This is a genomic window from Actinoplanes subtropicus (assembly GCF_000721705.1).
GTDB lineage: Bacteria > Actinomycetota > Actinomycetes > Mycobacteriales > Micromonosporaceae > Actinoplanes > Actinoplanes subtropicus.
Genome location: NZ_JOJL01000001.1, coordinates 372,238 through 395,656, shown reverse-complemented (window position 1 = coordinate 395,656; position 23,419 = coordinate 372,238). Strand labels below are relative to the sequence as shown.

Here is a 23,419-nt window from a genome sequence, read left to right as displayed (position 1 = left end):
TCTCGTTCTTAGGCGCGGGCCCTCTCGTCGCCTTCGTGCGGTTTGAGAGCGAGGACGGCGGTGCCGCCGTGATGCTCGGCGACGGCCGGGTGCGGGGTGCCCATCACTTGAATGCCGTTGCCGGAACCGCGGCGGGCGTCCTGGCCGTGCTGGGCGACCACAACGAGAAGGACGGCGAAGGCGGCGAGGAGGACCGCGACGACCGCCACAACCGCGCGGGCCAGTTGGCGGGCGGGGCGCGTTTCGGGCGCGCGGGCGGGGACGGGCCAGCTGGGTGGCCCGTAGCTCGCGGGCGGCCAGCCGGCCGGTCCGTTGGCCGCGGGCCAGCCAACGTGTCCGTCGCCTGCGGGCGTCCAGTCCGCCGATCCGTTACCAGCGGGCCGCCAGCCAGCCGGCCCGTTGGCTGTGGGCATCCAGTCCGCCGATCCGTTACCAGCAGGCCGCCAGCCAGCCGGCCCGCTGGCCGTGGGCGGCCAGCGGGCCGATCCGTTGCCGGCGGGCGGCCAGCCAACTGATCCGTTGCCGGCGGGCGGCCAGCCAGCCGATCCGTTGCCGGCGGGCGGCCAGCCAGCCGATCTGTTACTTGCGGGCTGGAGCCAGCCTGCGGCGCCCCCCGCACCCGGCACGGCATAGGCCGATGTCACCGGCAAGGCGGCTTGCCCGATCGGGGCAACGCCGTTCACCCACGGCGGCGCTGGGAGGGCAGTGGCGATGGTCGGCCCAACAGACGGCGTTGTGGTCTCGCATGAGGGCGGCGTTACGGTCTCGCCAGCAAGCGGCGTTACGGTCTCGCCAGCAAGCGGCGTTACGGTCTCGCCAGCAAGCGGCGTTACGGTCTCGCCAGCAAGCGGAGCAATCGTCTCGCCGGCCGCTGGTCGCGGCGCGGGAATCGTCGGCGCCGTGGAAACGTCCTCGTCGTCCCGCACCGTTCCTCCCGGGGTCACCGAGCCGGGCCGCCTTCGGGACGGCCGCCGGCTGCGACACCGGCGACGGCACAGTACACGCGGTTCGCACCCGATCAGCCGCTACGCCGGTCATTCCCGCCTATCGCGTGACCCGCCGAGCCCGAACCACGTCCCGCGGTGCCACGGGCCGCAACGCCAACCGCAGGCCGCAACGCCAACCGCAGGCCGCGCCGCGTGGGCAGGTGCCACGGGCCGCAACGCCAACCGCAGGCCGCAACGCCAACCGCAGGCCGCGCCGCGTGGGCAGGTGCCACGGGCCGCAACGCCAGCCGCCCGACGGTGCCGCGCGAGAAGTGCCGCGGGCGCAACGCCGCCGCAGACTATGCCCCCGAGAGATGCCGCCGGCCGCGAATGCCAACCGCGGCCCGCGCCCTGCGAGAGGGGCCACGGGCGCAACACCAGCCCCTGAGGGTGCGACGGGAGGGCGCTGCGGCGGTTATGCCAGGCGTGGGAGGTAGGCCGACCACACCTTTTTCGGGACTACCATGCGCCAGGCGTCTAGGACCAACTCGGTCATCTGGTCTTCGGTCAGCTCGGACATCCAGGCCTGGACCCAGTTGAACCGGAGGTCGGACTGGCGTGGCAGGTGGAAGGTGCCCGGGTCGGCGGAGACCAGGGCCAGGCGCTCCTCCTTGGGGAAGCCGAAGCCCATGACTGTCTCGTCGCGGGAGAAGGCGACGTAGACAATCTTTCCCACGCGGAACTTGACGCGGTCGCGGATCAGATGTTCCTCACTGCGCGGCAGGTCGCGACAGACCTTGCGCACCTCGTCGACGGTGACCATGCCGGAAAGGTACGCCGGGGGTACGACAACCTTTCGCCGCTTGATCAGGACTGACGGGGCTTGGGAACCCAGATCCGAGTGGTTGGTTCCTCGGGCAGGGTGGGGCGGTCGGTCGACTCCGGAACCTTGGCCCGGAACACCCGGTCGGCCGGCAGCCGATAGGTGGCCGAGCGCACCAACTCGTCGGGCACGGTGTGCCGCCCGGTCGACGCCGGCTCGCCCTCCGCCGCCACGGTCGACGGTTCGGTCGCGGAGGCGGTCGCCGCAGTGGACCCCGTGGACGCGGGCGTCGCGGTGAATGTCGTGGGCGCGGGCGCCGCCGTGGGCGCGGGCGCCGCCGTGGGCGCGGGCGCCGCCGCAGTGGATGCCGCCGCCGTGGAGGGGGTCGCCGCGGTGGAGGGGGTCGCCGAGTTGGGTGCTGCGGGAACTGAGGGGTGCGAACGCGGGTACGGCACGCCGTGCCGGGGGCCTCGGTCGGCGGGTAGGGGCTCGGAGTTGCCGATCAGGCGCGGGTCGGGGAACGGGCGGTAGACGACCCCGCCGAACGCGGCCGGCTCGCCGATGATCTGGGGTGGCGCGGGTGGCGGGACCGGGAAGCCGAGCGAGGTCGCGTTGTACTCCGAGGGGGGCCGCGAATGGCGGGCGGTCGGCCGTGGCACAGCCGGTCGCCGGAGTGGGGCGGCGCTGTCCGGGTATGCCGTTCCAGGCGGCGAGGAAGCGGATGCGGGCAGGGCAGAAGTGGGCAGGGCAGAAGCGGGCAGCGCAGAAGCGGGCAGCGCAGAAGCGGGCAGCGCAGAAGTGGGCAGAGCGGAAGCGGGCAGAGCGGAAGCGGGCAGCGCAGAAGTGGGCAGAGCGGAAGTGGGCAGAGCGGAAGTGGGCGGGACAGAAGCAGGCAGGTCGGAAGTGGGCAGGACGGAGGCGGGTGAAGGACCGACCGGCGAAGGGTCACCGGCGAGTGGATCCACATCGGAGCGGGCCGCTCGGCGGCGGGCCACCAAATGCGCTGCCAGGCTGAACGTGCGGCGTGCGGCGTTGTCGTACCCCTCCTGGTACGCGTCCTCCCGGTCGCGGTCCGTCTGGCGTCTCTGGTGCAAGCGGCCGATGGCGTAGGCCGCGCAGGCCACGAAGACGGCCATCAGGCTGATGACCAGAGCTGAGTTGCCGGGAGCCGTCATGGGGCTGATTGTGGGCAGATTGATCGACAAACAGCTATTGCCCGTTTGACGTACCCCGATCGAAGGAACGCGGTTCAGCCGAGCCCGGCCACCCAGGCGGCGATCTGGGCGCGCCGGGAGACGCCCAGCTTGGTGCGGATGTGCTCGACGTGCGCGGCCGCGGTCTTCGGGGCGATGGTGAGTTCGGCGGCGATCTCCCGGTTCGTCATCCCGGCCGCGACCAACCGCGCCACCTCCAACTCCCGGGCTGACAAAGCGGACAAAGAATGCATAACCGATAAATCAGAAATGGGTGGTGAGACGGGCGATGCCGAAGCATCGGGGGACAACAGGTGAGCGGGAATCGGCGCGCCGCCCCGAGCGTACGACTCCTTGGCGTTTTTCATGAAGGCCGCGGCCTCGGTCGGCCGACGGCTGCGGGCGGCGCACCGGGCCTGGTCGACCAGCGCGGCCGTGCCCTCCCAGAAGCGCCGCCGGCCGCGCCAGAACTCGGCCGCCCGACCGAGCTCGTCGCGCGCCTTCCCGGTCTGCCCCTCGTGCAGGTGCACCAAGCCCTCGGCATGCACCAGCGCACCCAGCGTCCCCGGAATCCCCCGCTCCCTGATCAGCTCGCCGCTGCGCTTGAGCCACTCCCGCGCCGCCGTACTGCCCGACCGGTTGAGATGGGCTCTGACCCCCGTCAGCACGTACGGAAACAGATAAGCCGCATCGCGCACCCGCTCCGACGCCGCGAACCCCTCCTCGCACCGGTCGATCGCCGTGCCGAGATCTCCGCTCTGCAGCGCCACCTCGGCCAGCCCCCACCAGGCCGGCGACACCCGCTGCAGCTCGCGCATCCCGGCGCCCAGCGCGGCCGCCTCGCCCAGGTGCTCGGCCGCGGTGGCCAGCCCGCCCCGGCCCATCGCGACGAAGCCGAGCACGTGCAGCGCGGTGATCCGGGTGGTGATGCTGCCGCCGCCGTCGGCGAGGGCCTGGCGGGCGGCCGCCTCCGCGCCCGCCCAGTCGCCGGTCGCCCAGAGGACGTGGCCGAGGTGGGCGGTCAGGTAGTTGCGGTCGTTGAACTGCTCGGCCCGGTCGGCGTACGCAATCCCCTCGGTCAGCCACCGCAACGCCGGCTCGTACTCGACCAGCATCGACATGCTCGACCCGAGCATCCGGTAGCCGCGTGCTGACTGCCCCTCGAACCGCCAGTCCTGCGCCCGGGCGATCGAGCCCTCGAGCAGCGCCACGCCCTCGTCCAGCCGGCCCGCGAAGAGGAACACCGAGCCGAGCGTCGCGTCCAGGTTGCAGCGCATCGCCCGGTCGCAGTCCTCGACGGCGATCGAGCGGGCCGTCTCGCCGTCCTCGATCGCCTCGGCCAGGCGCCGGTCCAGCATGTACGCCGCCGCCAGCGCCGCGTGGATGTCGGCGCGCACCTCCTGCGCCGGGCCGTCGGCGCGGAACGCGATCAGCGGCAGGGCCCCGCGCAGCATCGCCGCCCGCTCGTCCAGCCCGGCGCCGAGCAGGTGCCGCGCGGCCACCCAGTTGGGCACCAGCGCCGCGGCGGCGAGCGGATCGTCGAGTCGCAGCCGCAGCCGGTACGCCGACTCGAAATGGGCGGCCGCGCCCTCGTTGTCGTCGACCGCCGCCAATTCCGCGGCCAGCGCGGTGTGCAGCGCGGCCCGATCCGCGGCCGGCAGGGTCGCCGGTGCGGTTCGCTCGGCCCGGCGATACAGCTCGACCGCCTCGCGATGCGCCGACATTCCGGCCGCCTCGATCGCCGCGGTCATCGCGTATCGGTACGCCGGATCGGGCTGCGCCGCCCGCTCGTACTGGTCGCTCACGAACGCCGCCGGGAACGACGCGGAAACGGCGGCCGCCGCGGCTCGGGCGTGCAATTCCCGGCGCCGATGCGGGGTCAGGTCGCCGTACAGCGCCTCCCGGATCAGCGCGTGCCGGAAGTCGAACGTCGACCGATCGGGACGCGGCCGCACGAAGAAACGCTCGGTCAATTCCCGCAGGCCTTCGTCGACGGCGGCCGGCCCGTCGCCGGTAATGGCGGTCAGCAGGTCCAGGTCGAACGAGCGGCCGAGCACCGACGCCACTCCGGCCAAGGCCCGCGCGCCCGCGGAGAGCTGTTCGGCGCGGGACAGCACCGCGTCCGCCAGCGTGTCCGGCACGCTCTCCCGGGCCGCCAGGAACTCCTCGACGTGCAGCGGGATGCCGTCACTGCGCGCGAACACCGCCCCGGTCACCGCGCCCGGCAGCGCACTCCCGGTGATGGCGGCCGCCATCGTGCTCGTGTCGGCGAGGCTGAGCCGGGCGAGCCGCACCTCCTCGGCGTAGCGCTGGGTCAGCAGCCGGGCGCGCCACGCCCGCATCGGCACCCGCGGATACAGCTCGTCGCTGCGGTACGTGCCGACCAGCAGCAACGGCAGCGACGGCGCCCGCCGGCCGAGCCGCCCGAGCACGTCGAGGGTGACGTCGTCGGCCCAGTGCAGGTCCTCGATCGCTACCAGGAGTGGCCCGGACGCGGCCACGGCGATCATGTCGGTCAGGTCGGACACCAGCAGGCGGCGCTGACGCTCGGCGTCACCGTCGGCGAACTCCCGCAGCCGCCGGGACACCCGGTCACCCACCTCGGCGATCGCCGCGCAGTGCCGCAGCTCGGCCGCCAGATCGGCGAGCAGGCCGCCGGCCACCTCGGCATCGCCGGGCGACGCCGCCACCGAGATCACGGTGAAGCCCGCGGCCCGCCGGACGATCTCGGCGAGCAGCCGGCTCTTGCCGATCCCCGCCTCGCCGGCGAGGAACAACAGCTCGCCGCGCCCCTCCGCCGCGGTCGCGAGCCGCCGGTCGGCGAGCGCGACCAGATCGTCCCGCCCGACCAGGACCGGACTGCTCAGCGCGCTGTCCACGCCGCGACTTTAGGTCATCGGAGCAGGTCTCCCTAGGTGCAATGACCGATGTCCGACTGCCCGCGGCCCGGCAGTCTTCACACCGACGAGACCGACCGCAAGCGAACGAGAAGGAGCAGGATCGTGGCGAAATTCATGGACGTGCACAACGGGTTCATCGGCGTCACCCCGGAGCAGCTCGCCGACGCCCACGAGGCCGACCTGAAGATCGAGGGCGAGGAGGGCGTACATTTCGAGCGGGCCTGGCTCGACCCGGAATCGGGCAAGGTCTTCTGCCTCAGCACGGCCCCGAGCAAGGAGGCGGTCATGCGCGTCCACGAGCGCGCCGGCCACCCGACGACCGAGGTATACGAATTGACCGCGGAAGTCTGACAACGCTCCTGGTAGGCAACGGCGACATCGATGTCATACTGGGGGCGGTTCCCACCGTCCTAGACCTCGGAGCGCCATGCCCGCCGACGATGCGAACGTCCGCCGGCCGACGTTGACCGAGGTGGCCGCGCTCGCCGGGGTCAGCCTCAAGACCGCCTCCCGGGCGCTCAACCGCGAGCCGAACGTCGCACCCTCCACCGGCCGGCGGGTGCGCGACGCCGCCGACTCGCTCGGCTACCGCCTCAACGGGATCGCCCGCGAGCTGCGCCGGGGGGCCACCAGCTCGCTGGTCGGGCTGGTCAGCGGCGACCTGGCCAACCCGTTCTACTCGGCGGTGGCCAGCGGGATAGAGCGCGAGCTGCGCCAGCACGGCCTGCTGCTGATCACCGCGAACAACGACGAGGACGGCGAGCTCGAGCGCAGCTTGGTGGACGCGTTCCTGGAGCGGCGGGTCCGGGCCCTGCTGGTGATCCCGAGCGCCGACGACCACGAGTACCTGGCGATCGAGGGCAACCGCGGGGTGCCGTTCGTGTTCCTGGACCGGCCGCCGGACGGTCTCGCCGCCGACGCGGTGCTGATCGACAACGCCGGCGGGGCCCGCTCGGCCGGCGAGCATCTGCTGGCCGGCGGGCACCGGCGCATCGCCCTGGTGTCCGACCTCCGGCGGATGGCCCCGCAGAAGGGCCGGATCGACGGGTTCGTGGGCGCGATGCGGGCGGCCGGCAACGACGCCTGGGAGCCGTATCTGCGGACGGATGTGCATGATGTACGCCACGCGGAACGAACCGTACGAGAACTTCTCGCGCTGGACCCACCACCCACCGCGATCTTCACCACCAACAACCGGCTGACCACCGGCGCCCTGCGCGCCCTGCGTGACCAGGAAACCCTCCCGGCGCTGGTGGGATTCGACGACTTCGATCTCGCCGACCTCCTCGGCACCACAGTGGTCGCGCACGACTCGACCGCCATCGGGCGGGAGGCCGCGCGGCTCGCGTACGAGCGGATCAGCGGGCATACTGGCCCGGCTCGCACGATCGTCATCTCGACGTCGATCATTGCCCGCGGCTCGGGTGAACGTTCACCGCACTGACCACATAGGTCCGCTGGTAACGACACGGAAACAGCCGTTGACACGTGCGCGGTCCAGACGGCACGGTACTCCCCGACGTATTTGACAACGATGTCAATCTCTCGATGGGAGATACCTATGCGCTTCACTCGACGGGCCGTTGTGGCCGCTGTCGGAGTCGCCGCTCTGCTGACGGCCACGGCCTGTGGGTCGAGCGACAACAGCAGCAGTGGCGGGTCCGGCTCCAAGAAGGTGGAAGTCTTCACGTGGTGGGCCGACGGCGGTGAGAAGGCCGGTCTCGACGGCCTCGTCGCCCAGTTCGGCAAGGACTGTGCCGGCCAGGAGTTCGTGAACGGCGCCGTCGCCGGTGGCGCGGGCGCCAACGCCAAGCAGGTCCTCGCCTCCCGCCTGCAGACGAACGACCCGCCGGACACCTTCCAGGCGCACGCCGGCGCCGAGCTGAAGGACTACATCAAGGCCGGTCAGATCGAGGACCTCAGCGCCGACTACGCGACCTGGGGCCTGAAGACCGCGTTCCCGCAGGGCCTGATCGACAACCTGACGATCGACGGCAAGATCTACTCGGTGCCGGCGAACATCCACCGGGCCAACGTCGTGTGGACCAACAAGAAGGTCCTCGCCACGGCCGGCATCACCGAGGACCCGAAGGACCTGGCGACCTTCATCGCCGACCTGGACAAGCTGAAGGCCAAGGGCATCAAGACCCCGCTGGCCGTCGGCAAGGACTGGACGATGCTGATGCTGCTCGAGTCGGTGCTGATCACCGACCTGGGCCCGGACAAGTTCATCGGCCTGTGGAACGGCTCGACCGACTGGAAGGGCGCGGACGTCACGAAGGGCGTCACCGACTTCAAGACGCTGCTGTCCTACACCAACACCGACCGCGACGCCCTGGACTGGACCGACGCGGAGAAGCTGGTCATGGACGGCAAGGCCGCGTACCAGCTGATGGGTGACTGGGAAGCCGCCGACATGGACGCGAAGAAGTTCGCCGACTACGGCTGGTTCACCTTCCCCGGCAACGGCCAGACCTACCAGTGGCTCGCCGACTCGTTCGTGCTGCCGAAGGGCGCCAAGAACGTCGACGGCACCAAGTGCTGGCTGAAGACGGTCGGCTCGGCCGACGGCCAGAAGGCGTTCAACACCAAGAAGGGCTCGATCCCGGCGCGTACCGACGCGAGCCCGGCCGACTACCCGAAGTACCAGCAGGCCGCGATGGCCGACTGGAAGACCTTCAAGCAGGTTCCGTCCTGCGCCCACGGCTCGGCCTGCTCGCAGGGCTTCCAGGGCGCGGCGAACTCGGCGCTCGGCGCCTTCTCCACCAAGCAGGACATCGCCGCCCTGCAGTCGGCGATGGCCGCGGCGGCTGCCCAGTTCGGCAAGTAAGCACGTAATTCTTTGATCCGGATCCCGGGCGGGGCGGCCAACAGCCGTCCCGCCCGGGGTGCATTCAAGAAGGAGCCCTGATGCGCCGCCTGAGGCACTGGGGACCGGGTTTGCTCCTGCTCTCCCCCTCGCTCATCCTGCTCGCCGTCTTCGTGTACGGCCTGATCGCGTGGACCACGAAGCTGTCCGTCTCGGACCAGCACGACGCGCTGGGGTCGAAGGGCTTCGTCGGGCTCAAGAACTACCAGAACCTGTTCACCAACGACATCCAGGACCGATTCACCCACTCGCTGAAGAACCTGCTCATCTTCACGGTGGTCTTCCTGGTCGGGACCATGTTCTTCGGCCTGCTCTGGGCGTTCCTGCTGGAACGAGGGGTACGCGCCGAGGGCTTTTTCCGAACGGTCTACCTGTTCCCGATGGCGGTCAGCTTCGTCGCCTCCGGCGTGGTGTGGCGCTGGCTGATGAACCCGGTCGAGGGTGACGGCGCGGGCGGCATCAACGGGCTCTTCGCCGCGATGCACCTCGACTTCCTGCAGAACAAGTGGTGGACCAACCCGAACTGGGGCATGGCGGCGATGGCCATGCCGGCCATCTGGCAGCTCTCCGGGTACGTGATGGCGCTGTTCCTCGCCGGGTTCCGCGGCATCCCCGCGGAACTCAAGGAGGCCGCCGCGGTCGACGGGGCGAGCACCTACCGGCTGTACCGGAACGTGATCTTCCCGCAGCTCACCCCGGTGGCGCTGTCCGCGCTGATCATCATCGGCCACATGTCGATGAAGATGTTCGACCTGATCATGAGCGTCTCGGGCCCGCAGTGGCTCACCGAGGTGCCCGCGGTATACGTCTGGCAGACGCTGCTGACCAGCGACTACGCCAAGGCCGCGGCGATCTCGATCGTGCTGCTCGTGCTGGTCGCGCTGGTCATCGTCCCCTACCTGATCTACACGAACCGGGCGGAGAAGAACTCATGACCACGGTTGCCGCTCCGCCCGCCGCGGTCGAATCGCTCGCCCCGCGGCGCAAGACCCGCCGCCCGTTCGGACCGGGTTCGATCGTCAAGTACGCGCTGGCGATCCTGTTCCTGCTGATCGTGCTGATGCCGCTGTACGTGCTGATCGTGACCAGCTTCAAGTCCGGCGGCGACATCGGCGTGACCAGCCAGTGGAACCTGCCCGACCACTGGACCACGGCGTCCTGGGTCAAGGCGTGGTCGTCGCTGCGGGACTCGTTCTTTCGCACCTTCCAGCTGGCCATCCCGGTCGCCCTGATCTCGTCGGTGATCGGCGCGGCCAACGGCTTCGTGCTGTCCCGGTGGCGCTTCCCCGGCGCCGACGTGGTGTTCACGCTGATCCTGTTCGGCATGTTCATCCCGTACCAGGCCGTGATGATCCCGCTGCGCGAGATCGTCACCACCATCGGCATCGCGCCGGGCATCCCCACCCTGGTGTTCGTGCACTGCATCTACGGCATCCCGATCTGCACGCTGATCTTCCGGAACTACTACGCCACCACGGTGCCGGAGGAACTGGTCGAGGCGGCCCGGGTGGACGGTGCGGGGCTGCTGCGCACGTTCGGCTGGATCATCCTGCCGATCTCGATCCCCGGCTTCGTCGTGACGATCATCTGGCAGTTCACCTCGGCGTGGAACGACTACCTGTTCGCGATCTTCCTCTCCAACACCCGGAACGGGCCGATCACGATCGCGCTCAACGCGCTGGCCGGCGCCCAGTCCCCGGACTACGCCGCCTCGATGGCCGGCGCGCTGATCACGTCGCTGCCCACCCTGATCGTGTACGTGCTGCTCGGCCGCTGGTTCATCGGCGGCCTGATGGCGGGCTCGGTCAAGAGCTGATAAAGACTCGCCCGGCACGTCGGTAACGGCGTGCCGGGACGGGTGAATTGCCCGTAGCGAAGGAGGCGCGAACCGGCCCGGACCAATAGGGTCGAACTCGTGACCACCGAAGACCAGCCGGCCGAGGGCTTCGCCGCACGGATGGACTTCGCGCTGCGGAAAGACCCGCTCGAGGCCCCGCGCCGTACCCACCTGCACCTGAAACTGATCGCGATCACGCTGGCCTGGCTGGTGGCCGTGCCGCTGCTGGTCGTCTACGGTCTGACCGGCCCCGGCCGCACCGACGACGTGCTCGACCTGGCCGCCTTCGGCACGCTGCTCGGCCCGTTCGCGGCCGCGGTCCTCGCCACCAAGAACCGCCGCTTCGGCCTCGGCGGCGGCTACATCGTGCTGACCCTGCTGATGGTCCTGCCGGCCGCCGCGATCAGCCGGCTGTGAGAGCCGCGGTGACCTCCGAGCGGTGGGCGGTCCACCAGCGCAGATAGTCGCCGCGCCGGGCGAGCAGGTGGTCGCCGCTCCGGTCGTCGTGCTCGTAGTGCCGCTCGAGCTGCCACGTCTCGGTGAGCAGCGTCCACCATCGACGGTCCGCGGCGTCGGCCAGCTCGGCGTCGCCGATCGGGACCTGCGCGCGATAGCCGGCGACGAACGCGGCGATCCGATCCAGCGCATGGCCATACATGATCGTCGCGGTCCGGACCACCTCGAGGCCGTACGGGCGCACGCCGAGCCGATCCCAGTCGAGAATGCCGGAGACCCGCCCGTCCGCGTCCACCAGCAGGTTGAACGGCTGCAGGTCGCCGTGGGTCCAGCCGCAGGGCGCGAGCTCCGCGTCGGCGGGCCGCTGATCGGCCAACTCGGCCAACATCTCGCGACGCCACTCGATCTCCTCGGCGGCGCAACGATCGAAATCGTCGGCCGGCGGCCTTCCGGCGTACACCGCAAGCTTTTTTATGCTTTTGAACGGATTTTCCGGGACGTCGGGCAGGCGCCTCGGCGCCGGCGGGCAGAGCGTCGCCAACGCGACATGCAGGCGTCCGACCAGGTCTCCGAGATCCTCACGCAGGGTCGCGTTTTCCGGGTGTACGCCGTCGAGCCAGGCGGTCGCGGTGTACCAATCGCCGCCGATGCGCACCGGATCGCCGCGCGGCGTGGGCACCGGGAAGCCTTCGCCGGCCAGCCTCGGCAGCAGCTCGTTGACCACCCGGACCTCGTCGGGGGTGCGGTCGCGGAGGCGCTTGACCGCGAAGACCCCGGCGTCGGTGGTGAGGCGCCAGCTCTGGTTCATGACGCCGGTGGCGATGGGGCGGCAGTCGCGCACCCGCCCGAGCCCCAGCGCCGCCCACTCCACGGGACGAGCCTAGAGGCTCCACTCTGAGGCCTTTCGGAGGGCGCCGCTCAGCCACCGGTCGGCGGCGGCGTGGCCGCGGAGGCGGACGATGGGCAGATCCGGGCGGCGGATCCGCAGCTCCTCGACGCGGGTTGCGGTCGTGGCGCGGGTCTGCCACGCCCAGCGCACGATGTGCTCGCGGTCGGTCAGGACGGTCCACAGCGGCGGTTCGGTGTTGCCGTTCCACAGCTGTTGCCGGCGCAGGCGGCGCACGAGGGTGCGCCACGCGACCTGCCGCATGACCGTGGCCACCGGCGGGTCGATCCACACCATCAGGTCGGCCCGGTCAGCGAGGTGGTCCCGCACCGAGCCGTACTGCCACTCGGTCACCCAGGCCGGGGTGGCGCTGAAGCGGTGGACGTCGTCCTCGAACGAGGGGCGCTTCACCCAGCCCGGCCCGTGGAAGAGACTGTCGATCTCGATGTGCGGCGCGTCGAGCACGGCCGCGATCCGGGCGGCGAGCGTCGTCTTGCCGGATCCGGAGGTGCCGGCCACGAGCACCCGGCGCGGGGCGAGCGGCAGCGGGTCGGCGGCGCCCAGCAGCGTCACGGCCGGCCCGCGCGAATCGATAATTGGTGCGACCGCACACGAAGACTCCCGGTCATCCGCCGACCGTAGCGGGCGTCGGGCCGCGCCTTCACCCGATATCCGCGAGGATGGGGCCATGGCGGACAAGGAGGAGCGGGACGGCGTCTCGCTGAGCAACCTCGATCAGGAGCTGTTCGACGGCGCCGAGGCGACCAAGCGCGACCTCATCGACTACCTCGACGCGGTCAGCGGGCGCATCCTGCCGGTGCTGCACGACCGGCCGCTGTCGGTGATCCGGCTGCTGCGCGGGCAGGACGCCTTCATGCAGAAGAACCTCCCGAAGTACACCCCCGACTGGGTGCCGCGCGCCCAGGTGTGGGCCGAGGCCTCGCACCGGAATGTCAGCTACGCGCTGTGCAACGACCGGCGGACGCTGATCTGGTTCGGCAACCAGCGGGCCATCGAGTACCACCCGGCGCTGACGCACGCGGGCGACCACCACCCGACTCACCTGATCATGGACCTGGATCCGCCGGAGGGCGGCGGCTTCGGCGCCGTCGTCGCGGCGGCTCGGCTGATCAAGCAGGTGCTCGACGACATCGGCATGGCCGGCGCGGTGAAGACCAGCGGCTCCAAGGGCGTGCACGTCTTCGTACCGCTGGACGGGAAGTCCGCGCCGGAGGACGTGGCCGCGGCGACCCGGGCGGTGGCGGCCCGCGCCGAGCGGCTCGACCCGGCGCTGGCGACGACCGCGTTCATCCGCGAGGACCGGCACGGCAAGGTGTTCCTCGATGCGACCCGCTCGGGCGGCGCGACCGTGGTGGCCGCGTACAGCCCGCGGATCCGGCCGCATCTGCGGGTCTCGTTCCCGCTCGCCTGGGACCAGTTGGACGACGTGACGCCGGAGGACTTCACCATCCGCACCGCGCCGGGCCTGCTCGGCGACCGGGACCCCTGGGCCGAGAGCATGCCGGGGCCGCAGCCGCTCGACCCGGGGCTGGTCGCGGAGGGACACACCGTCCCGGTCGCCCGGGTTGCCGCCATGCACGAGGGCAAGCGCCGGGCCCGGGCCAAGCGCGCGTCAGAGCAGGTCGCGCCAGAAGGCGACGCTGGGGCGGACGGCTGAGGCGGCCGGCGAGCCCAGGCCGAATTCCCGGTTCAGCCAGTCGAGCAGGTCATTGCCGTACGTGATGACGTCGGTCTGATAGATCGACAGCACCGGGTGCCCGGCCAGGCCGGCCGGCAGGTAGCGGTGGGCGTAGACCGGGATCACGCGGGGGACGGTCATCAGGTGGCGGCGGGCGGCGACGACCGCGTCGGCGGACGAGTGCGGGCGGGGGCCCCACCCCTCGTACCAGAAGGAATTTTGTCCGACGTCGTAGAGCACGCCCTCGATCGGCGTCGCCAGCAGCGATCGCAGCGCGCCTCGATCAGGCGTGCGCCAATCCGGCCAGCCGCGGCCGCACGGGACGCCGCCGGCGAGGAATGCCCGGTGGTCGGCGGCGAACGAGAAACCGAACTCCCGCTCGATGGCCGTCAATTCGTCATCGCTGAGGCCGGGCGCGAGCGGAAAGCGTCCGGAAAGGGCGAGTAGTTCCGCGGCGGTCACCCGGCTACCTTATCGATGTCGGCTACACCGAAAGGTGTACGCGGGTAGTCGGGAGGCGTCGATGACAGTGACGACCGCGGGACGACGCGGGCCCGCCCCGGCCGAAATTAGCGTCCGGGGCATGACGAAAATCGCTGTTGCCCTCACTCTCGTCGGGGTTCCGGCCGGACTGGCGATCACCGGCGGAAACCTGCACACCGAGATCACCATGGCGCTGGCCATTCTGCTGGCCGTGTTCGTCCTCCTCGTGCGGCGGTGGCCGCTGACCGTGTTGATCGTGTCGATATTGACCGTCGTCGTCGCGCGTGGCGCCCTGCTGATCGGATCGGGCTGGGTCTGGCCGGCCAGCGTCGCGGCCGTCGTGCTCGCGCTCGGCGGGCGCCTGCGGGCTGCCACGATCACCGTCGGCGTGGCCTTGCTGTACGGCTTCCTGTGGGACGGCTTCGTCGATTTGCGGCACCCCGGCGGCACCTGGGCGCTCGCGCACGTCGGCGGCGAGACACTGTGGATGGCCGCGCTGCTGGCCGCCGCGACGGCGTACCGGAACACGGCGCGCTGGCGCGACGAGGTGGCGCACCGGCTCGCGCAGGACGAGCACGAGCGGGAGATCGACGCCCGCCGCCGCCGGGCGGAGGAGCGGGTGGAGATCGCCCGCGACCTGCACGACGTCGTCTCGCACACCCTCGCCGTGGTGGGCGTGCACCTGAACGTGGCGCTCGACGCGTTCGACTCCGACCCGGACGAGGCGCGCGAGTCGCTGCGGCTCGCCCAGGAGGTGCGCGGCCGCGCGATGACCGACCTGAAGTCGCTGGTCGGCGTGCTGCGCGAGGGCGCGCCGATCGACGACCTGGACGGCCTGGAGCGGCTCGCCGAGCAGGTGCGGGCGGCGGGCATCGAGGTGTCGCTCAACGAGTTCGGCGACCGGGCCGACGTGCCCGCGCCGGTCGCGACCGCGGTCTACCGCGTCGTGCAGGAGTCGCTGACCAACACCGTGCGGCACGCGCGGGCGAGCCGGGTGACGGTGACCGTGCGCTACGCGCCGGCCAGTGTGGTCGTCGACGTGCAGGACGACGGGTCGGGCGCCGGCCCGATGGCCGACGGCCACGGCATCTCCGGCATGCGGGAGCGGGTGGCCGCGCTGGGCGGTGCGCTCACGGCCGGTCCGGGCAAGACCGGTTTCGCCGTACGGGCAACCATCCCGATCACAGCGTGACCGCAACGCGAAGGGCACCCCGATGACGATCTCCGTCCTCCTCGCCGACGACCAGCACCTCGTCCGCGCCGGGTTCCGCAGCCTGCTGCGGCGCGACCGGGACATCGCGGTCGTCGGCGAGGCGTCCACCGGCGACGAGGCGGTCCGCACCGCGCGGCAGCTGCGACCGGATGTGATCCTGATGGACATCCGGATGCCCGGCATGGACGGCATCACCGCCACGAAACTGATCCTGACCGAGCTGCCGGCGACAAGGATCGTCATCCTGACGACCTTCGAGACCGATGAGTACGTGTTCGCGGCGCTCGCGGCCGGGGCCAGCGGTTTCCTCACCAAGGAGATCGGGCCGGATCGACTGCGCGAGGCGGTACGGGTGGTGGCCGGTGGGGACGCGCTGCTCTCGCCGAGCGTGACCCGCCGGGTGGTGGGCCAGTTCGCGCACCGGCCGGTGCCGGCGGCCGCCGCCGGGGGCGATCGCCTGGCGGTACTGACCGACCGCGAGCGGGAGGTGGTACAGCTGGTCGCGACCGGCCTGTCCAACGAGGAGATCGCCCGCGAGCTGGTGATCAGCCCGCTGACCGCGAAGACGCACATCACCCGGGCGATCGCGAAGCTCGGCGTCCGCGACCGGGTCCAGCTGGTCATCATCGCCTTCGAGGACGGCCTGGTCAGGTGATCGCCGCGATCCCGCCGACCAGGACGCTGCCGTCGGGCTGGGCCGAGGCGGTGACCGTGGCCGGGCTGCCGAGGCTGTCGCCCATGTCGACGCGCAGGTCGGTGCCGAGGTGGGCAGCCAGGCAGGCGGTGCTGTTGGCGTTGGCGATGTCCTCGGGGACGCCGATCGACGGGGCGAACATGCGGGCGGCGGCGCGGCCCTCGGCATCCGGAACCGTGTAGACATAGCAGCCGAGCAGGCCGAATCGATCCGTCGCCGCTCGTAACCGGTCGATGTCGGGCCGCAGCGCCGCCAGCTTTTCCCGGTCGGCGATCGGGAGGAGCATCCGGGGCCGCCCGAGCGTGGCGACGCAGGCGTTTCCGGTCGCCTTGATCATCGCGCCTATTTCCGACATTTCTGATTTATCGGGTGGGCGAATCGTGATCGCCCCGGGGTCGAAGGCGGCGTCGAACAGGCCGTCCCCGATCGGAATCGCCCGACCCCAGAAGGTACGGCCGGAAACGCGCAGCAGGTGTTCCGACCGGCCCGTCCGCTGGGCGAGCAGCGCCAGCGCCGCCACGGTCCCGTGCCCGCACGCCGGCAACTCGCCCTCGGCGGTGAAGAACCGGACACCCCCGTCCGGCGCCACGAAGACCGCATGCGACGCCCCGGCCCGCCCCGGCGCCGACCGGCGCTCCTCATCGGACATCGCCGATTCGTCGAGCACGGCGGTCGGGCTACCGCCGCGGCCGTCCCGCAGGCAGGCGTGGACAACGGTGAGCACGAGAAAATCGTACGGTCGCCCCTCAGGCCCCGGCCAGCCGTAGCCGATCGACGGCCTGGGAGGCCACCGCGTCCAGGGCGATCGGCGTGCTCCCACGCAGCGCCTCGGCCCGCGCGTTGTGCAGCGCCGGCCACAGGCTCGCCGCCCAGGCCACCTCGATCTCCTCGGCGGTGAACGGCCGCCGCGCCCGCTGGTACGCCTCCAGGAACGCCGCCGACGACGCGACCGGCGCGAGCGTCGGCTCGGCATGGCTGGCGAACGCGCCGGAGGCGGCCCCGGCGATCGCGGCCTCGGGCAGCCAGGCCAGGCTGTCCCAGTCGTGCACCGCCCAGAGCGTGTCGCCGTGCCAGCGGAGGTTCTGCGACTCCCAGTCGGCGTGGCCGAGCACCCGCGGCAGGTAGATCCCGGCGAGCCGGTCGCGCAGCCGCTCGCCGGCCTCGACCACGAACCCCGGCACCCGGGAGTGGTCGTACCCGTCCAGGTACGGGATACGCGGCCAGACGCCCGGCTCGTCGTGGTCCCAGCGGGTCCACTCCGGGTTGGGCAGCGGCGGCTCAACCGCGCCCGGCTCCGTCCCACCCACCTCGATGTCGGCGGCCAGGTCGACCAGCCGGGCCAGCGGCGCCGCGAACGCCTGGGCGGTCGCCGGATCGTCGCCCCGCCGCGTGTCCCCGCCGGGCCGCCACTCCTCGGCGTGCACCGCCTTGCCGCCGTGCAGCGTCACCCCGGTCAGCGGCGCGGCCGCCGGATAGCCGTTGAGCACGGCGAAGCGCTGCACCTCGACGCAGGTGGCCTCGCGACCGCTCCGATCGGGCCGGGCCTTCACGGCCACCTCGCGCCCGTCGGTCAGGCGTACGCCGTAGACCTCGGACATGTGCGCCGACTCGTGCAGCACGTCGGCCGGGACCGCGCCCAGGTGGGTACGACACCACGACACCAGCCACTCAGGGACCATGCCGGAGAAACTACCGGTGGACCGACAGCGCGGCCGGGAGGCCGGTGATCGTGGTGTCGGTGCCGTGGGTGACGTCGATCGCGTGGCCGGCGATCTGCAGGCCGCGCGCGGTGACCGGGCCGAACGGCGAGCCGGGTAGCGGGTTCAGCCGGACTCGGCCGTTGGGTACGTCGGGTTCCAGGCCGAGGATGGTCTGCAGCAGGAGGACGACGGCGGCGGCCGACCAGGCTTGCGGCCGGCAGGCGGCGGGGTAGGGCATGGGCCGGGCGTACGCGGCGCGCGCATCTCCGGCGTGCAGTTCGGGCATGCGGTAGTCGAAGGCCTCGGCGGCGGTCAGGAGCCCGTCGATCAGGGTGGTGGCCTCGGTGGGGAAGCCGGCCCGGGCGAGCCCGGCGGCGACGATCGCGGTGTCGTGGGTCCAGACCGAGCCGCAGTGGTAGGACAGCGGCGCGAAGCCCGCGTCACCGGTGGACATGGTGCGCAGCCCGTAGGCGCCGGACATGGCGTCGCCGCCGAGGACGGTGGCGACGGCTCGTTCCTCCGCGGGGTCGAGGAGGCCGGTACCGAGCAGGTGGCCGATGTTGCTGGTGAGCGAGTCGACGGGGCGTTTGTCGCGGTCGAGGGCCAGGGCCGGGTAGCCGCCGTCGACCCAGAATTTCGCGCGGAAGCGGTCGGCAAGGACGGCGGCGTAATCGCGCCACCGGTCGGCGCCGGGCCGGCCGAACGCGTCGAGCAGGGCGGCGCCGTCCAGGGCGGCGCGGTGGGCGTATCCCTGGACCTCGGCCAGCGCGATGGGCGGTTCGGCGAGCCGGCCGTCGTGGTGGCGTACGGCGTCGCCGGAGTCTTTCCAGCCCTGGTTGGCCAGGCCGTGTCCGCTGGTGTCGAGGTATTCCAGGAAGCCGTCGCCGTCGGGGTCGGCGTCGCCGGCGAGCCAGTCGAGTGCGGCTTGCAGATGCGGCAGCAGCGCGGCGACCTGCGCCTCCGCGAGTCCCCAGCGCCAGGCGTCGTGCAGCAGGCTGATCCAGAGCGGGGTGGCGTCGATGGTCCCGTAGTACGTCGCCGGCAGGTGCGGGCCGCCGGCGAGGACGAACTCCTGCCGGCGCAGCTCGTGCAGGATCTTGCCGGGCGCCTCGCCGGAGGCCGGGTCCACCTTGGTGCCCTGGCGGCGGGCGAGGACCCGCAGCGTCCCGGCGGCCAGGTCGGTACCCAGGGGCAGCAGCATGCGGGCCGCCCAGATGCTGTCCCGACCGAACAGGGTGAGGAACCAGGGCACCCCGGCGCCGAGGAAGGTGTCCTCGCCGTCGGTGAGCCGCAGCGCCTGGAGGTCGTCGAGGGAACGGGCGACCAACCGGCCCAGACGCTGGTCGCCGGAGCTGACCCGCGCGGCGCTCCAGTCGCGGGCCCGGACGGGCGGATGCACCACGGCGGCCGGGTCGTCCGCCCGTACGGTGAAGGTCAAGGTTTGGGAAGTGCCCGGGGCGAGGGTGACCGGCCAGTTCAGCTCGGCGGTGGCCGTGACGGTGATGTCGTCGCGCTTCCAGATGAGGACGCCGTCGGCCGTGGACGCGGGCAGGGGTGCCGCCCGGCCGCCGCTCTTGACCACCTCGATCGGGGCGAGGTCGGCCGCCAGCTCGACCGTGACGGTGGTGCTGACCTGCGCCGACGCGGTCGAGGTGAGGGTGATGCGCTCGTCGATTCGGCCCGGGGTGACCGTGCGGGTGCGCTCGACGCGCAGGGTGGGGTCGGGGCCGGGGTCGCCGAGCCAGCGGGCCAGCGAGACGAAGTGGGTGGTGCCGGCGCCGGCGCTCGCGTGGCCGATCGGCTCGGTCTCGCGGCCATCGAGGCGCAGCACCGCCGCGGAGAGCACGCGGGCGTCGCCGTGGTAGGCACCCTGCACTCCGGCCGCGCGGATCTGCCCGTCGGGGCCGGCCAGCACGGTGGTGGGCGCGGCGATGGTGGCGACGAGGTCGTGCAGCAGCGGCTGTAGCCGGTTCATGGAGTTCCCCTCGTGATCGGGCTGATGGCCGTGCCGGGCGTGCGCGACGCCAACGAAGGCGCCGAAAAGGGCTAGCCATCCTCGCGGAGGATTTCCACCCGCGGGTCGTAGCCGAGCTCGCGGATGATCGCCGCGATGCGCGCCGGCTCGACGAATGGCATGACCTGGCAAGCGGTGTAGCTACTCACGTTCTCCAGGACGACGGCCGCGACCACCGGAGCCGCCCAGCCGAGGAACCGGGCGATACTCAGGGTGTCGTGACCCCGCAGCAGCTGGACCACGTACCGCGTGACCACCGGGTCGTCCAGGAGGGCGACGTCCTGCACGAGCCACTTCACGACCGCCGCTCGCCGGGTCCGCTCGAACCCGTCCAACACGACATGGAGCCAGTAGCCCTGCGGCCTCATCGCGAGTATCAGGGCGGCGATCTCCTTCGAGCGGAAGTGGTTCTCCAGCCGGGCTCGGGCTATCTGCGGGTGGAGCTTGCCGATCGAGCGCGCCACCTGGGCCAGATCGCCCGGCGTCGGCTGATCGGGCTGCGGCGATTGCTGGGCCGTCCGGCGCATCGCGTCCGCTTCCTGGTGGCGGCCGGCCGCGGCGAGGAGGTCGGCGCCGATCGCCCGCGCGGTCAGGATCAGCCGGTCCCGAACGCTTTGGTACCGGGGCGCCCGGGCCATCTCGATCGCCTCGTCCAGGGCGCCGAGGGCCGCCTCGGTCCGGGTTCCCGCGTCGCGGCAGATGCCGGCGAACCGGATCAGCGCGCGGATGAGGCCGAGCCCGTGCCACTCCGCGCTGATCCGGGCCAGGCGGCGGTGGATGGCGACGGTCTCGGCCTGCGCGTCGAGCGCCTCCCGCCACCGCGACCGCCCGGCCAGCACGTCCGCCTGCACCTGGCGGGCCTGCGCCAGGTCGTGGTCGTAGCGGACGTTCACCTCGGCCAGCCGCCGGAACACCGTCACCGCGCCCGAGGCGGCGAACTCGGCCTCCTCGAGCCGGTCGAGTGACTGCAGCGTCTTCGCCCGCCCGAGCAGGGTCGCGGCGAAGTCCAGCTCGAGCCCCGAGCCGGCGCTTCCGGCGACCGCCTTCAGCAGCTCCAGGGCCTCGTCGAGCGCGTCGAGGGCGTCCTCGTTGCGGTCGCCGCGGCGTAGCTGGTCCGCCTGCTGCACCAGCACGCGGATCAGCGTCGTCCGGTGCCGGCCGTCGACCGCCACCAGGCGGCGCAGCTGGGCGATCGCCCGATGCCGGGTGGACAGCGAGGACGCGCCGCGGCCCTGGTGCCACAGCGCGAGGCTGAGATCGGCCAGGCAACTGGCGACGTCCTCCGACGGCGGCGTGCACCGGCCCCCGTTGTCGGCCCACAGCCCGACCGCCTCGCCGAGCGCCTCGGCGGCCGGCGCCCAGTCCTTCGCGCGGGCGTGGGCGCGGCCGAGGCTGCGCAGGGCGAGCTCCAACTGGGCGACGTGCGCGGCTTGATCGCCGGCCGCCAGCCGCCGCGCGATCGCCGCCGCCTCGGTGAGCAGGGCGATGCCGTCCTTGACGCGGCCGGAGTCGAGCAGGCGCCAGCCGAGCTTCAGCGCGAGGGCGGCCGCGCGCCCCGGATCGTCGGTGTGGCCGGCCAGCTCGGTCGCGAGCCGCTCGGTGATCGCGGCGACGCCCGCGTGCAGATCGGCCGGTGGCTCGGCGGGAAACGCGGACTCGATCGCCACCAGCACGTCCAGCGGCATCGTCGGGGCGGAGGCGATCGCCGACAGCGCCGCCGCCCCGGCCCGGACGGCGAGCTCGGGCCGCTCCCGCAGGACCGGCAGCAGTTGGTTCGCCGCAAGGTGGGGCCACCGGCGCGCGGACTCGATCAGCAGCGGCAGCGCGGTGCCGGCGCTGCGGGCGTCGTGGGCGAGCAACGCGGCGAGCGCGCCGCCGGCCCAGGGGTCGGGCCGGAACTCGCCGATCGCGTGACCCGGGGTCTGCAGCGCGATGAAGTCCTCGGCCAGCCGGTCCGGGTAGAGCGGTTCCAGCACCGTCCCGGGATCGTGCGGCGGGTAGCACATGGCGTGGTCGCCGAGCACTCGACTGGCGTCCTCGGCACCGTCGGCGACGGTCACCGCCTTCAGCACCGGGACGGCGGACGCGTAGTCGAGCGAGCGGGTCAGCGCGGCCACGTACACCGCCCGGCCCAGCACCTGCGGGGTGGACTCGACGCGCCGGTCGTTGTCGTACATCGACTGCCAGTGGCTGCGCTCCCGGGACAACAGGTACGCCGAGAGCTGAGCCGGATCCGTCGGCGGTGTCTCGCCGTGCCGGACGGCCAGGACCTGGGCCAGGGCCGCCATGTGCACGGTCAGGAAGGAGCCTTCGAGCTCGGGCGCCGGATGACCGGGCTCGGCGATGCCCAGAGCCGTCGCGAAGCACGCGCGGGCGACCTCGAACACCTCCCGCGGGCCGATCCGGGCGGTGTCGAACGCGGCCAGTTCGGTGCTGTCGGCGCGCACCCCGAGCGCCTCGGAGAGGCGGTACGTCAGCGCGTCCCACCAGGCGCCGAGCGGCCGGGCCAGCAGGAGCACCCGGAGCGCCCGGCCGGCGTGCAGGCGCCGGTCGAGCAGCAGCGCCAGCAGGTCGGACAGCGGCCAGCGCTCGGCGTAGTCGACCAGCACGAGCAGCGGCTTCACCTCCACCAGGGCGTTCCCGGCGGCCACCGCCACCGGCTGCACCACGGCGTCGCGGCTGTGCCGGGCCCGTACGGTGATCCACCCGGCCGCGTGCGCGAGCTCGGCGAATCGGTGCGCCAGCCGGGTCTTGCCCTGCCCCGCGCCACCGTGGACCAGCCGGACGGCCATCGCGGCGCCGCTCTCCCGCCACCCGGTCAGCTCGGCCAGCTCCTGCTCCCGGCCGATGAAGCGGACGACCCGGTTGCCCGCGTTGAGCAGCCGGCTCGGCTGCTCGCCGGAGGGCACCGCGACCGCGCCGAACGACAGCTCGTCGATGAAATGCGTGCCGATCCGCTGGTGCACATGCAGGTCACCATTCTGGACGGCGAGCAGCGTCGCGGCGTCGCCGGCGATGTTGACCTGCCGGGCCGACACCTCACGTCTCATCGGGGCCCGTCACTCCCCCAGTATGGCCGACCGGGCCCCACGAGGAACCCGGCCGGCTTCGCGGATCGGTCGAGCTGCCCGGTCGGGAGCCGTGGGCCGACCACGTGCTCCAGCGCCCGGGAGGACGCCGCGATCGCCGCGTTGTCACGGCCCTTTCCACTGGACTCGTCGGACTCCGGCCGCGCGGCCGAGTGACGCGCCGACCGGGTGCTCGGCCGGGCGTGGGCCGACACGGTGCGGCTGTACGTGCGGGACAACCTGTACGCGCCGTGATGGCTGATCCGGATCGGCTGGGACACGCTGCGGCTGACCGGGCGGATGTCCCGCTCCACCCGTGAGGCCCAGCAGCTGCGCTTCTACGACTACGGCGCCCGGTTCAGCGTGCGCGACCGGGCCGGCCGGGAGACGAGGAAGTTCATGCAGAAGCTGGACGGCGCGAAGTACATCAAGCTCGTCGACAAGACCGTCACCGAGGCCGTCCTGGGCTTCCTGCGGGACTCCGGCGTGGACACGTCCGAGTTCGAGAACCAGGTCATCAACAACACGTACAGCAATCTGACCTTCCACGGCGGCGTGCAGAACTTCGGCGGCACCAACACCGTGCGGCAACGGAACACCGTCAGGAGCGGAGCACGACCTTCGGCGACCTGAACTTCCAGGGCGGCATCCAGAACTT

At 72.0% G+C, this 23,419-nt stretch carries 21 protein-coding genes; 10 read left to right on the top strand and 11 right to left on the bottom strand.

What is annotated here, in order from left to right; genetic code table 11:
• Positions 1 to 8: 8 nt before the first annotated feature.
• From IH26_RS0101810 to IH26_RS0101790, 4 genes are all read right to left on the bottom strand, one after another.
• On the bottom strand, positions 9 to 209 hold the full coding sequence (locus tag IH26_RS0101810; protein WP_030434311.1) for a hypothetical protein: 201 nt from the start codon (positions 207 to 209) through the stop codon (positions 9 to 11).
• A gap of 1,192 nt (positions 210 to 1,401) precedes the next feature.
• A complete protein-coding gene (locus IH26_RS0101805; protein ID WP_030434310.1) occupies positions 1,402 to 1,749 on the bottom strand; it encodes an MmcQ/YjbR family DNA-binding protein in 348 nt (115 codons plus the stop codon).
• A 44-nt stretch (positions 1,750 to 1,793) separates the two neighbouring features.
• On the bottom strand, positions 1,794 to 2,408 hold the full coding sequence (locus tag IH26_RS59385; RefSeq protein ID WP_157436980.1) for a hypothetical protein: 615 nt from the start codon (positions 2,406 to 2,408) through the stop codon (positions 1,794 to 1,796).
• Positions 2,409 to 2,998: 590 nt separating this feature from the next.
• The gene (locus IH26_RS0101790; RefSeq protein WP_030434307.1) at positions 2,999 to 5,821 is read right to left on the bottom strand and encodes an ATP-binding protein; all 2,823 of its coding nucleotides are present in this window, start codon (positions 5,819 to 5,821) and stop codon (positions 2,999 to 3,001) included.
• Between the two features lie 123 nt (positions 5,822 to 5,944).
• Here IH26_RS0101790 and IH26_RS0101785 point away from each other — a divergent pair, with 123 nt between their 5' ends.
• The 6 genes from IH26_RS0101785 (at position 5,945) to IH26_RS0101760 (ending at position 10,965) form a co-directional block, all read left to right on the top strand.
• Positions 5,945 to 6,193: an SCO4226 family nickel-binding protein gene (locus IH26_RS0101785; protein ID WP_030434306.1), complete on the top strand. Its 249-nt coding sequence runs from the start codon at positions 5,945 to 5,947 to the stop codon at positions 6,191 to 6,193.
• Between the two features lie 76 nt (positions 6,194 to 6,269).
• The gene (locus tag IH26_RS0101780; RefSeq protein WP_030434305.1) at positions 6,270 to 7,286 is read left to right on the top strand and encodes a LacI family DNA-binding transcriptional regulator; all 1,017 of its coding nucleotides are present in this window, start codon (positions 6,270 to 6,272) and stop codon (positions 7,284 to 7,286) included.
• A 117-nt stretch (positions 7,287 to 7,403) separates the two neighbouring features.
• Positions 7,404 to 8,672 carry an ABC transporter substrate-binding protein gene (locus IH26_RS0101775; protein ID WP_030434304.1) on the top strand — a complete coding sequence of 423 codons (1,269 nt, stop codon included), beginning with the start codon at positions 7,404 to 7,406 and terminating at the stop codon, positions 8,670 to 8,672.
• Positions 8,673 to 8,752: 80 nt separating this feature from the next.
• Positions 8,753 to 9,646: a carbohydrate ABC transporter permease gene (locus IH26_RS0101770; RefSeq protein ID WP_425394359.1), complete on the top strand. Its 894-nt coding sequence runs from the start codon at positions 8,753 to 8,755 to the stop codon at positions 9,644 to 9,646.
• Positions 9,643 to 10,527, top strand: coding sequence for a carbohydrate ABC transporter permease (locus IH26_RS0101765; protein WP_030434302.1), 885 nt, complete (start codon positions 9,643 to 9,645; stop codon positions 10,525 to 10,527). Before IH26_RS0101770 ends, IH26_RS0101765 begins: the two co-directional genes overlap by 4 nt.
• Before the next feature lie 99 nt (positions 10,528 to 10,626).
• A complete protein-coding gene (locus tag IH26_RS0101760; protein ID WP_030434301.1) occupies positions 10,627 to 10,965 on the top strand; it encodes a hypothetical protein in 339 nt (112 codons plus the stop codon).
• Here IH26_RS0101760 and IH26_RS0101755 read toward each other — a convergent pair.
• Together IH26_RS0101755 and IH26_RS0101750 are read right to left on the bottom strand one after the other, a co-directional pair.
• Positions 10,952 to 11,875, bottom strand: a complete 924-nt coding sequence (locus tag IH26_RS0101755; RefSeq protein ID WP_051807224.1) for a phosphotransferase — start codon at positions 11,873 to 11,875, stop codon at positions 10,952 to 10,954. The two genes, IH26_RS0101760 and IH26_RS0101755, sit on opposite strands and share 14 nt — an antisense overlap.
• Before the next feature lie 9 nt (positions 11,876 to 11,884).
• Positions 11,885 to 12,463, bottom strand: coding sequence for a P-loop NTPase family protein (locus IH26_RS0101750; RefSeq protein ID WP_034213208.1), 579 nt, complete (start codon positions 12,461 to 12,463; stop codon positions 11,885 to 11,887).
• Positions 12,464 to 12,578: 115 nt separating this feature from the next.
• Here IH26_RS0101750 and IH26_RS0101745 point away from each other — a divergent pair, with 115 nt between their 5' ends.
• On the top strand, positions 12,579 to 13,568 hold the full coding sequence (locus IH26_RS0101745; RefSeq protein WP_030434298.1) for a DNA polymerase domain-containing protein: 990 nt from the start codon (positions 12,579 to 12,581) through the stop codon (positions 13,566 to 13,568).
• Here IH26_RS0101745 and IH26_RS0101740 read toward each other — a convergent pair.
• Complete coding sequence (locus IH26_RS0101740) at positions 13,524 to 14,051, bottom strand: hypothetical protein (protein WP_030434297.1); 528 nt, start codon at positions 14,049 to 14,051, stop codon at positions 13,524 to 13,526. The two genes, IH26_RS0101745 and IH26_RS0101740, sit on opposite strands and share 45 nt — an antisense overlap.
• A gap of 121 nt (positions 14,052 to 14,172) precedes the next feature.
• Between IH26_RS0101740 and IH26_RS0101735 the strand changes: the two genes are divergently transcribed.
• Both IH26_RS0101735 and IH26_RS0101730 read left to right on the top strand, forming a co-directional pair.
• Positions 14,173 to 15,264: a sensor histidine kinase gene (locus tag IH26_RS0101735; RefSeq protein WP_030434296.1), complete on the top strand. Its 1,092-nt coding sequence runs from the start codon at positions 14,173 to 14,175 to the stop codon at positions 15,262 to 15,264.
• A gap of 22 nt (positions 15,265 to 15,286) precedes the next feature.
• A complete protein-coding gene (locus tag IH26_RS0101730; RefSeq protein WP_030434295.1) occupies positions 15,287 to 15,940 on the top strand; it encodes a response regulator transcription factor in 654 nt (217 codons plus the stop codon).
• Here the strand turns inward: IH26_RS0101730 and IH26_RS0101725 are convergent.
• The 4 genes from IH26_RS0101725 to IH26_RS0101710 form a co-directional block, all read right to left on the bottom strand.
• Positions 15,933 to 16,703 carry a PhzF family phenazine biosynthesis protein gene (locus IH26_RS0101725; RefSeq protein WP_030434294.1) on the bottom strand — a complete coding sequence of 257 codons (771 nt, stop codon included), beginning with the start codon at positions 16,701 to 16,703 and terminating at the stop codon, positions 15,933 to 15,935. The two genes, IH26_RS0101730 and IH26_RS0101725, sit on opposite strands and share 8 nt — an antisense overlap.
• A 22-nt stretch (positions 16,704 to 16,725) precedes the next feature.
• Positions 16,726 to 17,658: an aminoglycoside phosphotransferase/kinase family protein gene (locus tag IH26_RS0101720; RefSeq protein WP_030434293.1), complete on the bottom strand. Its 933-nt coding sequence runs from the start codon at positions 17,656 to 17,658 to the stop codon at positions 16,726 to 16,728.
• Between the two features lie 10 nt (positions 17,659 to 17,668).
• Positions 17,669 to 19,654 (bottom strand): amylo-alpha-1,6-glucosidase, encoded by a 1,986-nt coding sequence (locus IH26_RS0101715; RefSeq protein WP_034213205.1) that lies wholly within the window; start codon positions 19,652 to 19,654, stop codon positions 17,669 to 17,671.
• 71 nt (positions 19,655 to 19,725) lie between these two features.
• Entirely contained in the window at positions 19,726 to 22,743 is a 3,018-nt protein-coding gene (locus IH26_RS0101710) for a P-loop NTPase family protein (protein ID WP_157436979.1), read from the bottom strand.
• A 318-nt stretch (positions 22,744 to 23,061) separates the two neighbouring features.
• On the opposite strand from IH26_RS0101710, the gene IH26_RS0101700 reads away from it, so the two are divergent.
• Complete coding sequence (locus tag IH26_RS0101700; protein ID WP_030434289.1) at positions 23,062 to 23,394, top strand: hypothetical protein; 333 nt, start codon at positions 23,062 to 23,064, stop codon at positions 23,392 to 23,394.
• The last annotated feature ends 25 nt before the right edge of the window (positions 23,395 to 23,419 follow it).

Bases quoted from the DNA above. Each gene is read 5' to 3' on its own strand.
- IH26_RS0101805 (WP_030434310.1), bottom strand. From the start codon at position 1,749: ATGGTCACCGTCGACGAGGTGCGCAAGGTCTGTCGCGACCTGCCGCGC.
- IH26_RS0101710 (WP_157436979.1), bottom strand. From the start codon at position 22,743: ATGAGACGTGAGGTGTCGGCCCGGCAGGTCAACATCGCCGGCGACGCC.
- IH26_RS0101715 (WP_034213205.1), bottom strand. From the start codon at position 19,654: ATGAACCGGCTACAGCCGCTGCTGCACGACCTCGTCGCCACCATCGCC.
- IH26_RS0101780 (WP_030434305.1), top strand. From the start codon at position 6,270: ATGCCCGCCGACGATGCGAACGTCCGCCGGCCGACGTTGACCGAGGTG.
- IH26_RS0101700 (WP_030434289.1), top strand. From the start codon at position 23,062: ATGTCCCGCTCCACCCGTGAGGCCCAGCAGCTGCGCTTCTACGACTAC.
- IH26_RS0101765 (WP_030434302.1), top strand. From the start codon at position 9,643: ATGACCACGGTTGCCGCTCCGCCCGCCGCGGTCGAATCGCTCGCCCCG.
- IH26_RS0101720 (WP_030434293.1), bottom strand. From the start codon at position 17,658: ATGGTCCCTGAGTGGCTGGTGTCGTGGTGTCGTACCCACCTGGGCGCG.
- IH26_RS0101770 (WP_425394359.1), top strand. From the start codon at position 8,753: ATGCGCCGCCTGAGGCACTGGGGACCGGGTTTGCTCCTGCTCTCCCCC.
- IH26_RS0101730 (WP_030434295.1), top strand. From the start codon at position 15,287: ATGACGATCTCCGTCCTCCTCGCCGACGACCAGCACCTCGTCCGCGCC.
- IH26_RS0101735 (WP_030434296.1), top strand. From the start codon at position 14,173: ATGACGAAAATCGCTGTTGCCCTCACTCTCGTCGGGGTTCCGGCCGGA.
- IH26_RS0101745 (WP_030434298.1), top strand. From the start codon at position 12,579: ATGGCGGACAAGGAGGAGCGGGACGGCGTCTCGCTGAGCAACCTCGAT.
- IH26_RS0101775 (WP_030434304.1), top strand. From the start codon at position 7,404: ATGCGCTTCACTCGACGGGCCGTTGTGGCCGCTGTCGGAGTCGCCGCT.